Source organism: Parasphingorhabdus sp., assembly GCF_036963705.1.
Taxonomy (GTDB): Bacteria; Pseudomonadota; Alphaproteobacteria; order Sphingomonadales; family Sphingomonadaceae; genus Parasphingorhabdus.
The window spans coordinates 1-13,135 of record NZ_JBALUT010000031.1; the positions used below are offsets into that span (position 1 = coordinate 1).

The window sequence follows — 13,135 nt, forward strand, 5'->3', positions numbered from 1 at the left end:
CCCCGTCCGCGCGTTTCGGGCGGCAGGCTGTTCATGGTCCAGGTGAGCATATTGGGCAGCAACATGCCGCTGCCGATGCAGGCAAGGATGGCGAATGTAGCGAGCAGAACCAGGGTCGTCGACATGCTGATCCCTGCATAGCCAATGGCCGCCAGAACCAGGCCGACTATGAGCAGACGCGGGCCGACATTCTGCTTGAACTTGTTGAAGAGAACAGAACCGACAGCCACCGCGATATTGGTCAAGGCGCCGATCATGCCGATGGTCGCCGGCGAGACTTCACCCGACAGCCCGAGGACCGGCCCCAGCTGGACAACGATAGAGTAGAATATGATGCCGACACCGATTGTCGTCAGGATCAACGGCATCACAGCCTTGAACGGAAATTTTGCCGTTATGCCATTCCCAATGGTAGATTTGATGGTGGGCTCGAACAATATGATCGCTGCCGCAAGAGCAATGGGTAAAGCGAGAAGGTAGAGCAGAAAGGGGCCGCGGGATCCCAACAATTCTCCCAGCCCTCCGCCAACCGCGATCAATATGATCGCAGCGATGCTGCCGAAACCGACCTGAAGCGCGATCCATTTTTCGCGGCGAGCCCCTTCGAAATAATCACCGATCAATACGGTGGCCACGGTCATGATAACGGCTTCCGTAATGCCCAGCGCGATGCGAGCGCCGATGATCTGGAATAGATCGGTGAGAAACCAGGGAATGATCCCGAAGCCCGCGTAAAGAACCAGCGCCCCGACCAGCAGATGCTTGCGCCCCAGCTTGTCCGAAAGCCAGCCAGCCAGAGGCGAGAACAGAGCCACGCACAGCGCCGGAATTGTCAGCGCCATCGGGACAAGAAATGCGCTCCCGCTGACCCCGGCGAATTCCTTGAACAGAAGCGGCAAAACCGGAACAAGCGAGATGATCGCCATGATCGGCATCATTGCAGCGAGGAGAAGAATGACACCTTGCCGAGTGCCTGCGCTTTCGATGCCGGCTTGGCTAATCGTAGCTTGATTCATGTTCAAAACCTCTTCCCTGCGACGCGGCCAATTAATGACTCAGTCTAACTATCCGGCATTTCCGCCCAGCGTTTCGGCAAACCAGTCCGACAACAAGTCACGACCGTAGCTCATATTGTCCGCGCCGACATGTTCGACACCGCCTTCACGAGGCGTGAAGATAACCTTCTCGCGGCGTGGTGAGTTGACCAGTTGATCATATAGATCGGAAGCATAATCTACGCTTATCTGACGATCATTGGAACCGTGGGTAACGAGAAACGGAACCTTGATCCGGTCGATATGGCCGTTGAGATTCATGTCGTTCGATTTCTCGAGGAAGTCTTCCATATCGTCGGCGCCAAAGGCCCACATGACATGCGCCCAATAATGCGGAACCGGGTTTTCCCCTTCGCGTTTCATCCTTTTGTCCTGCACTTCGCGCCAATTATGGTTGGCACCCCAGACCGCTCCGCTGGCAAAGCGCGGTTCGTAGGCGACCGCGCGCGGCGCAAAATGTCCGCCGAGCGAAATGCCGGTCATGCCGAGTTTCGATGCGTCGACATTGTCCTGTGTTTCCAGCCAGTCGACAGCTTTCGAGGCCCAGCTTTCGCTATGCGGGTCAACGGGAAGGCCTTGCAACCGCAGCGCTTCGCCCGAACCGGGCTGGTCTACGCAAAGCGTGGAGATGCCGCGCCGGGCCAGTTCCTCGGGAAGGCGCGTCCAGTAGAGCAGTTCTTTATTGCTATCGAGGCCGTTGCAAAACACGACAGCAGGCTTCTTTCCGGCGCCGGGTGCCTTGGTCCAGAGGGCCGGCATGGTGCCGGTGTCGAGCTCTATTTCGACCCGTTCCCGATTGAGCTTTCCGAGCTTGGTCGACCGGTCAAAAGCATTGCGCGCTTTGGCGAAAGTTTCCGTGCGACCGGGATGGCCGTGGCCCTGCATCCGTTCTGCGGTGAACAGATAGAGCGATGCGCGCTCGAGCTTGTTCGAGGCGGAGAAGTTGCGGCCCTTGGCTTCATCTTCGGCGGCCAGCTCCTGCAGCTTGTCGCCCATCGCCGCCCATTGTTTCATGAATTGCGGCACGCCGGCATCGTCGCCCGCTGCGGCCGCATCCTTGATAGGCTGGCACATATCGATGATTTCACCGATCTGCCCGCCGCTTTCCATCGCGATCGCTACGGACAGGTTCCAGATATAGTTGGGGAAATATTCAAAAAGAGCCATGGGTCAGACCTCCGAAGGCTGGAAGAGACAGGGATCGGCTGCCGGTTTCGGCATGGTCTGCGGGCCGCCTATACCGGTTTCCCACTGGTCCATGACCTGCGGACCCGGTTCGTGCACTTTGTCCTGATGGTTCTCGAAATCGACTTCTTCGAGCTCTGACGTATATTCCACCGCGAAACCGGCGGGTGTGCAGAAATAGCTGAAAGTATTGTTTCCGGCAGTATGACGGCCAGGGCCCCAGCGGATATCGGTTCCGCGTTTGCGCAACCGGCTGGCGCCGCGCATCATGTCATCCAGCGTCAGCATGTCATAAGCGACATGGTTCAGACAAGGGGGACCGGGCAATATTGCAATCCGGTGGTGGGCGCTGTTGCAGCGCAGGAAACACATGAAATCGCCCAGCCAGTCGCTGACCTTGAAGCCCAGCACGTCGGTGAAGAATTTCACTGCCGCCTTGTGGTCCGGCGAATGCAGGACGATATGGCTGATCTTCAGTGGCATGCCTTCCCAGCGCTCCATGACCCGTTGCTCGCCGCGCTCGACATCCGAAGAGATTTCGAACGGAAGTCCGTCGGGAGAGAAGAAGCGGAAGCCATAGCCACCGCCAGGTGCATCGAGATCGCGCGGCTCGTGGATGATCTTGCAGCCGGCATCGCCGACCTTCGAGCGCAGCGCATCGACATCGGCCCGGCTGCCTGCGGACAGCGCAATCACTTCGACGCAATTGCTGTCGCGCTTGTGCAGGCGGACGACATGATGTTCATCATGACCGTGGGTCTTGAACCAGGCGGTATCCTGATTGGCTTCGACCTCGACCAGCCCCCAGTCGTCGGCATAAAATTTGCGTTCGGTTTCGAAGTCTTCGACGCCATATCCGACATAGCGGATTTCGTTTACTTGGCTCATTGATATTCCTTGGGTGAGATTCTTAAATTGGTTGCGAAACAATGCCGAACATTTCGGCCGTTGCTTTGCCGTTATCGACGAGCGGGCCCTTGCCGATCTGGCCGTAACAAATGGCGAGAGACTTCTCGACAATGTAGCGGCAGCGCTCGAAACGGCGATCGCGATAGGCTTTGAAAGCCTCTGCAGGCGTTTCATAGTTGGTCAGTTCTTCGGCCAGCACCAGACTATCCTCGATCGCCATCCCGGCGCCCTGACCCAGATGCGGGGTGGTCGCATGCACTGCATCACCGAGCAAAACGACGCGGCCATTGTGCCAGTCGCCATAAAGCATCATCTGCTCCATCGGACGATAGACGACCCCTTCGTCATCGGTAATCTGGTCGGCCATCGCCTGAATCTGCGGAGCAGTGCCGGCAAGCTTATCGCGCATTACGGCGGCGATGCCGTCGATCGGATAATTGGGCTTTCCCGGTTCGGGCGTCGTCACATACATATACATCAGCTCGTCGCTGATCGGCACAAGGCCTACACCGGTCTGGCCATTATAGGCATGCAAGGAATTAAGATCGGCAGGACGCGGGAAATTATAGCGCCAGACCGCTTGCCCCGTATATTCGGGCTTCTCGGCGTCAGGCAAGATACGCTGCCTTGTATCAGAATAAACTCCGTCGGCCCCGATCACGACATCGAAGCTCTCGTCACGTCCATCGGAGAAAGTCACGTCGACGCCATCATCGTGCTGGATAATCTTGGAAACGGTCACGCCCAGACGAATCTCCGCTCCTGCGCTCTTGGTCCGGTCGCCCAAAACCTTGTGCAAGGCCGGACGGCCGATACCGACATTGGCCGGATAGCCTTCGACCAGACGCGGCGCAGGAACTTCCGCGACCATGGTCCCGTCCGGCGCATGAATGGCGACCGTGTCGAAGGGAACGCCGGCAGCGAGATAGTCATCGAGCAAATCCAGTTCCGCCATGGCGCGGATGACATTGGACTGCTGGATGATACCGACACCATAGACCGACCATTCAGGATCTTTCTCGATCACCGTGACTCGATGTCCCTTGCCGCGCAGCGCAATCGCTGCAGTCAGTCCGCCGATGCCGCCGCCGATGACAAGAATATTGATATCATTCATCGTTCAATACTCATCCATGTCATTCGCGACGATCACTGGCCCCTGATAATATTCCGAAACGGACTTCAAATACGACATGTGATGAGGATCATTTGGCTCGATGCCCGCAAAATGCGTGACCACCACCGCTTTGACCCCTGCCCGTGCGGCCATTTCACCGACATCTTTCGGCAACAGATGATGTTTGCGCAAATGAGTTTCCACGCCCATCACCGCTTTTTCCGGCATGCCTGGATTGGCGAGACGAACCAGTCCCACCATCATCTCGACATCCATCATTTCAGCGACGAGAAGATCGGCATCCTTGGCCAGTTCTTCGACCGCTTTGCTCGGTCCGGTGTCACCGGTATATACAATCGAACGACCGGGTAGATCAAAGCGATAGGAAAGCGATTCAAAACGGCGTGCCATATCTCCGCCTGGCTTGAAACTATAGTGGCTAATCTTCCGCACGGACACTTCCATGCCATCAAGCGTCACTGTTCCGCCATCACGCAATTCGACGACTTCGACCTGATCGCGCGGATTTGCGGCTGGTGCGCCTTCAACACCGTAATTGGCAGTAGCGCCGGGAATCATCGACATGACGAGACCATCGACCAGTTCCTTTGTACCCGGCGGGCCAAAGACCTTTAGCTTGTTCTTCGGATTGGTTTGAAAACGCAGCCCGAGAATCGCTGGCAAGCCGCCTGTATGATCGAAATGCAAATGGCTTATGAACACACCTTCCAGTGCAACTGTCTGCAGGCCTTTTTTTGCCAACTGGCCAGCCGACCCATCGCCCGCATCAACAAGATAATTTTTGCCCGCAACGACCAACAGGTTTGCTGGCTGGGATCGTGTCGGACTGGCCACCGGCCCGCCCCTTGTTCCGAGCGTTACCCAGAGCCCGCCGTCGGCCTGCTCGGCCGTTTCCGCCAGAGCATTTGACTGCCCCTGCGAGTGGGCCGGGATGGCGGCCAGTGCAACTGCACTGGCCAACAATATTTGTATCAAACGCATAGCCGGTTCTCCCTAGAAGTTGAACTTCGCCCGCACACCATAGGTCCGTGGTGGCTGATAGGTTCCACCGACGACGTTGCCGGAGCCCAATTGAACAGTTGTCGAAACAGCTTCGTCGGTAATATTCCGGGCGAAGGCAGTAATCGCCCACTGGTCATCCAGTTCAGCCAGGGTGAGCGAGGCGTCCAACGTCACGTCGCTTCCGACCCGGCTCTGCGGAATATAGTTGAATCCGACTTCACGGCTGCCACGGTAACGTCCGTCGAAGGTACCGACGAGTTTGACACCACCGAATTCGATCGTCTGCTCGATGCCCAGATTGGCGGACCATTTCGGAGAGTTCAGAGCCTGCTTGCCGGAACAGTCGACAATATAGGATCCCTTTCCGCTGACCGGATCGATTGGCTGCTGCGTCGTATCACAGCTGGTAACCGGACGCAGGAAGTTTGGTGGATCAACCGGGTCAGCCAGATCAACCTGATCGAATGAATATTCGTCATATTTGGCATCGAGATATTGTGCGCCACCTCGAATCTTGGTCGTTTCAGTAGCCAGAAACTGGAAGTCGATATCCACACCCTTGATCGAGGATTTACCAACGTTGCGGGTGTAGAAGGCGTTGTTGCCGTCAACATCTACGCCCAGAGCCGCCAATTGCTGCCCTTTATATTTCCAGTAGAACAGCTCCGCGTTCAGCTCGAAGCGATTGTCGAAGAACCGGTTTTTCGACCCGATGGTAAATGCATCGATAAACTCGGGATCATATGTTTCCCTGCCGCGAGCGAGATTGAAGCCGCCAGCGCGGAAGCCGTTTTCGAAACTAACATAGAGCAGATTTTCCGGAGTAATGTCATATTCCACCGCAGCCCGATATGTGAATTCCTTGTCGCTAGCGGAACGCTGGATGGCATTTGGAGTGATGATCAACAGCGCGCCCGGTCCGAACTGTGCCGGAGCGAAGACGTTGAGAGGACCATAAGGGAATACCTGCCCCACACCTTCCGCTCCGTCAGGATTGAAGTTATTTTGCGGGTTTCTGCCGGGGATCGGGAACAGGGCTGGGTCTAGACCGCCTAGCACGTCCTGAAGCGTGAGCCCGACTGGCAGGGTGGGTACTTGTGGACAAAACGGCGCCCGGCCTACAGGATCCTCGAGGCAAACACCTGCCGTTGCTGTAGCAAATGCATCGATCGACCGGTTTTCAGTGGTGTGCCGCACACCGCCTACGAGGCGGAGTTCGTCGGTCACGTTGAAAGTCGCACGGCCAAAAAACGCCAGCGAATCCGACTGTGAGTCAAATGCGTTGTTCGACACGGTACCAAACTGGTTGAAAGCGTTCACACCCTCAACTCTCTCGTCGAAATAATAGGCCCCCGCGATCCAGTCGACTGGTCCTGCCGACCCCGAGAACCGCGCCTCGATACTCCACTGCTCGGCGGTATCCTTGTTGATTGCGGCCTTGAAAGGAGGTCCGTTGAATATATTGTCGAGCTTGGACTGGCGATAGGCCGGGATTACCACGAGATCGACTGCCCCGAGCTCAAGATTCATTTCTGCGCTCACCCCAATATATTCGTCATCGCGCGACGGATAGGCGAAGCCCTGAAATGGCGAGAAAAGCGGAGCGGTCGCGACCGTCGAAAGATAGGCGAGCGCCTCGGGAGTGTGGAGGCCGGTAAATGGCTCTGCTACTGCAGTCGGAGCAGGCTGGAATACCCATCCCGGTACCGGGGGATCGTCCCGTCCCGGCGTTCCAGGAGGAATCAGTCCATAGGCACCAAAGACATCTGTTCCGGGGCCCGCGCCTTTCTGGGTCGAATAATCGACCGAGAAACGAATATCAAATCCGGGCGCTGGTTCTGCATAGAACTGGCCACGAAACGCGACATCCTTGGCGTCAAACGTGCCATCCGCATTATAGCCGTCATGCTTATTGACAGCGCCGGAAAGCCGGATCGCACCATTGTCACCAACAGCCAAGTTGAGAGCGCCTTCGAGACCGAATGCGTCGTAATTACCGTAGGAACCGGAGACATATCCGCTTGTCTCGCCAGGGACTGGTTTGGTCGGGAGCACGTTAATCGCGCCGCCGGTCGCATTGCGCCCGTATAGTGTACCTTGTGGACCCTTCAATACTTCGACGACCGCGACATCAAGAAACGAAGCGATGGTCGAGGAAGGCCGCCCGACATAAACGCCATCGACATTGAATGCGACGGCAGGGCTTGTGTAACCGTTGTTGGTAAAATTGCCGACCCCGCGGATGAAATAGCCGGCATTCGCGCCGCCGCCCGATGTGACATAAAGCGCAGGGGCAACCGCATTCAAGGTTGTCGCGTCGGCAACACCAGCCCGCGCCAGATCTGCGCCGGTTGCAGCATTAATCGGGATAGCGGCGTCTTGAAGAGACTCTTCCTTACGCTGCGCGGTTACGACGATAACGTCCAGACCGCCGGACCTCTGTGCATTTTCTGAATCGGCGTCGGCGTTGTCTTGCGCGACCGCCGGCGATGCAAACATCGCTGAAACAAGTGCCAATGAGAGCGCTGCCTTGGACGCAGTCGTATTTCGCATGTGGAATTTCATAAACTTCCTCCCCTTATGATTTAAACTCTTGCCGCGTGTAAGCCGCAGCTTTCGATGAATTATGGATAAGCCAAAGTTGCAAATTGCAAAAATCACTTTCACCAATAGTAATAATCATTCTCACAAATAGGAAAAATCATTTGTTTTTGCAGTTTTGTATAAATAAAATTTATACATAAAATTCACAGATATTCTGGAAAATAATCTGAAAGTGGCAGTGGCTTAGCAAACAAATCTATTTCTGAGTACGGCCTAAATTCGGTGCTATAAGGTGATGGTCTCAGGAAATATCGGAGTTGGCACCGACTTGCTGCAGCTTGCGGCGTAACCATATCAGCGCTTCGTCTGTGGTTCGACTCGCATGATATTGCATCATTTCCTGCATCACCGGCAGTGCGACAGGCGGTTCGGCGGTGATCAGGGAAGCTGCCGGCGCAACGATATTGGCCAACCGCTCGTGCATCAGGGACAGCCGCATCGTGCCTGGGATCAACCAGGGTGCCTGGATAAAGGACGGAGCGGTGATTTCGATCCGCCGCTTTTGAACATGTTCTTGCAGCGCATGTTCAATAAACGTGTCTCGATGTCCGATCTGAACCGCGACGTGCCCGCTGTTGAAGAATGCCTCTACAGTCAAAGGTTGCTGCATCACAGGGTTGCCGGACCAGCCGACGACCACAAACCGTTCTTCAAACAACAGGTCGCGTGGATGATCCGGATGCACAAATTGTTCCGGAGTGAGGAGCAGGTCCAGTTCCCCGTTGGTGAGCTGATCTGCGACATCCTGATCGGGAAGGGAGATATCGAGGGTTACGCGGGGGGCCTCCCGTTGCAACACGTCCAAAAGCGGAACGATCAGGACCGTGGTGATATAATCGGAAGCGGCAATCTTGAAGCAACGGTCCGAAGTGGCTGGGTCAAATCCCTTCCCGCTCGAAATCAGGCTTCGCAGTTGCAGGATCATATCGGCCACTTTGGGAGCGAGGTAGATCGCCCGCGCAGTCGGGATCATCTTTTTGCCGTGCTGCGTCAGGATGTCGTCCTGAAACGATTCCCTCAGCCGCTTCAATGCCGCACTCATCGCGGCCTGCGTGACGTTGAGCCGGTTCGCAGCGCGGGTAACGCTACGCTCCCGCAGTAGCACATCAAACGCCACCAGAAGATTGAGATCAAAATTGTCTAGCCGCATCAGGCATAGATATCATTTATCAAAGCAATGATAAACGAGAAATTGCGCTTCTGTATTCCTGGGTACGGACATACCGGTTCGTGTCATTGATCAGGCAATCGCGTCAGCAACTTGTCCAGCGTGGCAGGATAATCGCGGACGCGGATTCCTGTTGCATTATATATCGCGTTGGTGACCGCTGCTGCAGCGCCGCATATGCCAAGTTCGCCGATGCCCTTGGCCTGAATGGGGCTGGCCCATTCGTCCCGTTCCTCGAGCAGAACCACCTCGATCTGGGGCACATCCAGATTCACCGGTATATGATATTCCGCCAGATCGTGATTGACGATGTGCCCGTCTCGGCCATCGAAAACCAGTTCTTCGGTGAGAGCGCTACCGATGCCCCAGATCATGCCGCCATAGCATTGAGAAGTCGCGGTCTTCTCGTTCAAAATCCGCCCCGCTCCGAACACCCCGAGCATCCGCTTCACCCGCGTTTCGCCGGTTACAGCATTAACAGCCACCTCGGCAAAATAGGAACCATAAGTGGCCTGCTGCATCTCTTCCAGCGTCTGGCCCGGTTCAATATGACCGATTGCAGAGATTTCCTGTCCCTCCAAAATGTCCGGATAGGATCGCAAAGCATTTCCGGTGCCGGCTTTGCCATTTTCAAGCGTCAGTTCTGCCTCGTCGCTGCCCAACTTGTTGGCGAGTTTCTTGCGGATTTCCTCACATGCGAGAAACACGGCCGAACCTGCAGAAGAGGCTCCCCACGATCCACCCGAGCCCGGCCCTGCCGGAAAATCGGTGTCACCCAGTTTGGTTTGGACCTTGTTTGCCGGCAATCCCAGCATGTCGCCGGCAATTTGCGTCAAGATCGCATAAGTGCCGGTTCCAATATCGGTCATGTCGGTTTCGACCACGGCGCTGCCATCTGCAAGCAGTGTCACTCTGGCTTTCGCTTCCGAGAGAATGTTGACCCTTGCGGCGCCGGCCATGCCGTGTCCGATCAGCCAGTCGCCTTCGCGCAGAGACCCCGGCTTCTTGTTGCGCTTGTCCCATTTAAAAAGTTTCGCGCCCTCGTCGAGCGCCTCGATAAACCGACGGGACGAATATGGAATGTCCTGCTCCGGGTGCCGGTCAGGAACATTGCGCCGCCGGAGTTCAACCGGATCAATGCCCGCTGCTTCCGCTAGCTCATCCATGGCATTTTCCAGAACCTGCATACCGACCGCCTCGCCGGGCGCCCGCACCGAGCCACCGCAGGTACGGTTGATCCGGGCGACTTCGATTCCGAGCTTTCGGTTTTTACCACCATATATGAAGTGGGTAGCCTGAGTGACCGGCTCGTAAAATTCTTCCTCCGGCAGGTTGGACACCAGACATTCGTGGCCCAGACCGGTCAGAACGCCATCTTCTCCGCAAGCCAGTCGGACATGCTGCCGCGTTTCCGACCGGCGCATGGTGGTTTCGAAAACCTGCGGCCGCGACAAGGCAACGCAGACCGGTTGGCCGGTTTCTTTGGCAGCGAGCGCCGCAGCTACGGCCTCCGGTGAAATGCCCAGCTTGGAACCAAAGCCGCCGCCTACGAAGGGCGACAACATGCGGATATTCTCCGGCACGATATGCAGCGCATCGGCCAGTTCGTTGATGTTGAAATTGAGCATCTGGTAGCTGCCGCGGAGGGTCAGCTTGTCGCCTTCCCAGCTGGCGATCGCACAATGCGGTTCCATTGCGGCGCTGTTATGGCCCGGTGTGCGATAGACCTGATCGACGGTGAACGGGGCATCGGCCATCGCCTTGTCGAGATCGCCCTGATCAAGCTGATCGTCCTCCGGCTTGTCTGTGGGTGTGTCATCGGCCTCGGGGTCGAACGCAGCATTGGCTATCGTCTCATAGCTGATGTTCAATATGTTCGCTGCATGGCGAGCCTGTTCAAATGTATCGGCAACGACCAGCGCGATCGGCTGACCGAAATAGTCGACCTGTTTCGAACCCTGCGGCGGCGCTTCATCGGCACCGCCTTGCGCAGGCCGTCTCAGCAAGCGGTCATCGGTGATAACCGCGCGGACACCGTCTTTGCCGATTAGTAGGCTGCTCGCCACATCGGTGACACGGCCCTTGGAAATCGTTGCCCGAGCCAGCACTCCGAATAGCATGTCGGGCACGTCCCATTCGTGCGCATAGGTTGCTTGTCCGGAAACCTTGAGCGGTCCGTCCGGACGATCCATCGGCGACCCGACCAGGCCCTGCACCATATCGTCGAGCCGATTGCGCGTGTCCGCTTCGTCCATTTTATGATGCGCGGTCATGCGGCTGCTCCTGTTTTGGTGGCTTCTTGCAAGACGGAGATCAGCACCCGTCTGGTCAGCGGAATCTTGAAATCATTGCTGCCATAGCCCTGTGCTTCGGCGAGCAACCGATCGGCCGCCTTGCCGAATAATTCCGCCGACGGCTTTTCGCCGATCAGTAGAGCTTCGACGGCTTCGTCCCGCCAAGGCTTGTGCGCCAGTCCGCCAAAGGCCAGCGCGGCAGCTGCTATGGTTTCACCATCCATCTTCACGATCGCTGCAACAGAGCAGAGCGCGAAGGCATAAGATGCCCGGTCGCGGACCTTTCGGTATATCTGCCTTCCCTCAGCTGGGCGCGGAAGGATCACGGCGGTAATCAAATCTCCCGCCTGAAGGATATTATCCCTATCAGGGCTATCGCCCGGCAGAAGATGGAAATCCTGGATCGGGACCTGCCTGACATCACCGTCAACGTCTTGGATCTCGACCTGCGCGTTCAGCGCCGTCATCGCCACCGCCATATCTCCGGGATAGGTAGCGATACAGGAATCGCTCGCGCCGAGGATCGCATGGATGCGATTAAAGCCGGCCAGTGCCTGACAGCCAGAACCCGGCTCACGCTTGTTGCACGGCATCGCCGTATCGTAAAAATAATAGCAGCGGGTCCGCTGGCACAAGTTGCCGCCGGTGGTAGCCTTGTTGCGAAGCTGTCCGCTCGCCCCCGCCAATATCGCTCGCGAGAGCACCGGATAATCGCGCCGGACACGCTGATCGGCGGCGCAATCGCTGTTCGTTACCAGCGCGCCGATCCGCAACCCCCCGTCGTCGGTCTCTGTGATTTCGGAAAGGTCGAGCCGGTTGATATCCACCAGCTTGTCGGGCGTCATCACCTCGAGCTTCATCAGATCGAGTAAATTGGTTCCGCCCGCTATGAAGGTCGCATTGTCCGCCACTTCCGCTGTAGCATTGGCACGGTCGGTAGCTCTTGAATATGCGAAAGGCTTCATGACTTTTCTCCGGCAACCTGACGGATCGCATTGACGATATTGGGATAGGCAGCGCAGCGACATAGATTTCCGCTCATCCGCTCCGAAATTTCTTCATTGCTTAGCGCCTCTGGACCCTCGAGATCGTCGGAGACAAAACTTGGCCATCCCGCTTTGGCTTCCTCAAGCATAGCCGTGGCCGAACAAATCTGGCCGGGCGTACAATATCCGCACTGGAATCCGTCATGAGCGACAAATGCGGATTGCAAATCCGACAAGTTGCCGGGCTCGCCAAGCCCCTCGATGGTCGTAATCTCGTCACCGTCATGCATACAAGCAAGCGTGAGGCAGCTGTTTATCCTGCGGCCCTCGACGATCACGGTGCAAGCGCCGCATTGTCCATGGTCACAACCCTTTTTGGTTCCGGTTAGCCCCAAATGGTTGCGCAGAGCATCAAGCAAGGTCACTCTGCTATCGGCTTCCAGTTTATGGGTTTTGCCATTCACGCTCAACTCGGTGATTTCCATTTACGGGGCGTCCTTCCGTTATTGGCAATATGATGCCCGCAGATCAGCCAGCGGCGGCAACCATAGCTCTGTATTTGAGATTCAATGTCGCGGGCTACATCACTGCTTTACGTGCGACCGACCCGATCGTTCCGCAGGACCTGATATTTTTTGCAGCGCTCGGTCATCACACTTCTTCAATCTTGTTTGAACCCAACGCTCCGAGAAAAACCGTCCCCCAAATTTCACCAATCATTTTTGGGAACGGAATTCAACGAGCGTCGTTTCGTGTTTGCAACGCGATGATCCGCGACCATTTTGAGGAGTGAT

Annotated in this window: 11 protein-coding genes; 1 reads left to right on the plus strand and 10 read right to left on the minus strand. The window is 56.5% G+C overall.

The window, feature by feature from the left end; translation table 11 throughout:
* The 10 genes from V7680_RS08825 to V7680_RS08870 all read right to left on the minus strand — a co-directional run.
* On the minus strand, positions 1 to 1,016 hold a 1,016-nt coding region (locus V7680_RS08825), incomplete at its 3' end, for an MFS transporter (RefSeq protein ID WP_335652945.1).
* 48 nt (positions 1,017 to 1,064) lie between these two features.
* Entirely contained in the window at positions 1,065 to 2,222 is a 1,158-nt protein-coding gene (locus tag V7680_RS08830) for an alpha/beta hydrolase family protein (RefSeq protein ID WP_335652922.1), read from the minus strand.
* A 3-nt stretch (positions 2,223 to 2,225) separates the two neighbouring features.
* Entirely contained in the window at positions 2,226 to 3,128 is a 903-nt protein-coding gene (locus V7680_RS08835; protein WP_335652923.1) for a VOC family protein, read from the minus strand.
* A 22-nt stretch (positions 3,129 to 3,150) separates the two neighbouring features.
* Positions 3,151 to 4,266: an FAD-dependent oxidoreductase gene (locus tag V7680_RS08840; RefSeq protein WP_335652924.1), complete on the minus strand. Its 1,116-nt coding sequence runs from the start codon at positions 4,264 to 4,266 to the stop codon at positions 3,151 to 3,153.
* 3 nt (positions 4,267 to 4,269) lie between these two features.
* Positions 4,270 to 5,268: an MBL fold metallo-hydrolase gene (locus V7680_RS08845; protein WP_335652925.1), complete on the minus strand. Its 999-nt coding sequence runs from the start codon at positions 5,266 to 5,268 to the stop codon at positions 4,270 to 4,272.
* A 12-nt stretch (positions 5,269 to 5,280) separates the two neighbouring features.
* Positions 5,281 to 7,854, minus strand: coding sequence for a TonB-dependent receptor (locus V7680_RS08850; RefSeq protein ID WP_335652926.1), 2,574 nt, complete (start codon positions 7,852 to 7,854; stop codon positions 5,281 to 5,283).
* A 280-nt stretch (positions 7,855 to 8,134) separates the two neighbouring features.
* Positions 8,135 to 9,043, minus strand: a complete 909-nt coding sequence (locus V7680_RS08855) for a LysR family transcriptional regulator (protein ID WP_335652927.1) — start codon at positions 9,041 to 9,043, stop codon at positions 8,135 to 8,137.
* Positions 9,044 to 9,126: 83 nt separating this feature from the next.
* A complete protein-coding gene (locus V7680_RS08860; protein WP_335652928.1) occupies positions 9,127 to 11,334 on the minus strand; it encodes a xanthine dehydrogenase family protein molybdopterin-binding subunit in 2,208 nt (735 codons plus the stop codon).
* Entirely contained in the window at positions 11,331 to 12,320 is a 990-nt protein-coding gene (locus V7680_RS08865) for an FAD binding domain-containing protein (RefSeq protein WP_335652929.1), read from the minus strand. The genes V7680_RS08860 and V7680_RS08865 overlap by 4 nt, the downstream gene beginning before the upstream one ends.
* Positions 12,317 to 12,826 (minus strand): 2Fe-2S iron-sulfur cluster-binding protein, encoded by a 510-nt coding sequence (locus V7680_RS08870; protein WP_335652930.1) that lies wholly within the window; start codon positions 12,824 to 12,826, stop codon positions 12,317 to 12,319. The genes V7680_RS08865 and V7680_RS08870 overlap by 4 nt, the downstream gene beginning before the upstream one ends.
* A 29-nt stretch (positions 12,827 to 12,855) precedes the next feature.
* Between V7680_RS08870 and V7680_RS08875 the strand changes: the two genes are divergently transcribed.
* A complete protein-coding gene (locus V7680_RS08875; protein ID WP_335652931.1) occupies positions 12,856 to 13,134 on the plus strand; it encodes a hypothetical protein in 279 nt (92 codons plus the stop codon).
* Position 13,135 lies beyond the last annotated feature (1 nt).

Coding starts and splice junctions, on each gene's coding strand:
- V7680_RS08830 (WP_335652922.1), bottom strand. CDS start 2,222: ATGGCTCTTTTTGAATATTTCCCCAACTATATCTGGAACCTGTCCGTA.
- V7680_RS08835 (WP_335652923.1), bottom strand. CDS start 3,128: ATGAGCCAAGTAAACGAAATCCGCTATGTCGGATATGGCGTCGAAGAC.
- V7680_RS08840 (WP_335652924.1), bottom strand. CDS start 4,266: ATGAATGATATCAATATTCTTGTCATCGGCGGCGGCATCGGCGGACTG.
- V7680_RS08845 (WP_335652925.1), bottom strand. CDS start 5,268: ATGCGTTTGATACAAATATTGTTGGCCAGTGCAGTTGCACTGGCCGCC.
- V7680_RS08850 (WP_335652926.1), bottom strand. CDS start 7,854: ATGAAATTCCACATGCGAAATACGACTGCGTCCAAGGCAGCGCTCTCA.
- V7680_RS08855 (WP_335652927.1), bottom strand. CDS start 9,043: ATGCGGCTAGACAATTTTGATCTCAATCTTCTGGTGGCGTTTGATGTG.
- V7680_RS08860 (WP_335652928.1), bottom strand. CDS start 11,334: ATGACCGCGCATCATAAAATGGACGAAGCGGACACGCGCAATCGGCTC.
- V7680_RS08865 (WP_335652929.1), bottom strand. CDS start 12,320: ATGAAGCCTTTCGCATATTCAAGAGCTACCGACCGTGCCAATGCTACA.
- V7680_RS08870 (WP_335652930.1), bottom strand. CDS start 12,826: ATGGAAATCACCGAGTTGAGCGTGAATGGCAAAACCCATAAACTGGAA.
- V7680_RS08875 (WP_335652931.1), top strand. CDS start 12,856: ATGATGCCCGCAGATCAGCCAGCGGCGGCAACCATAGCTCTGTATTTG.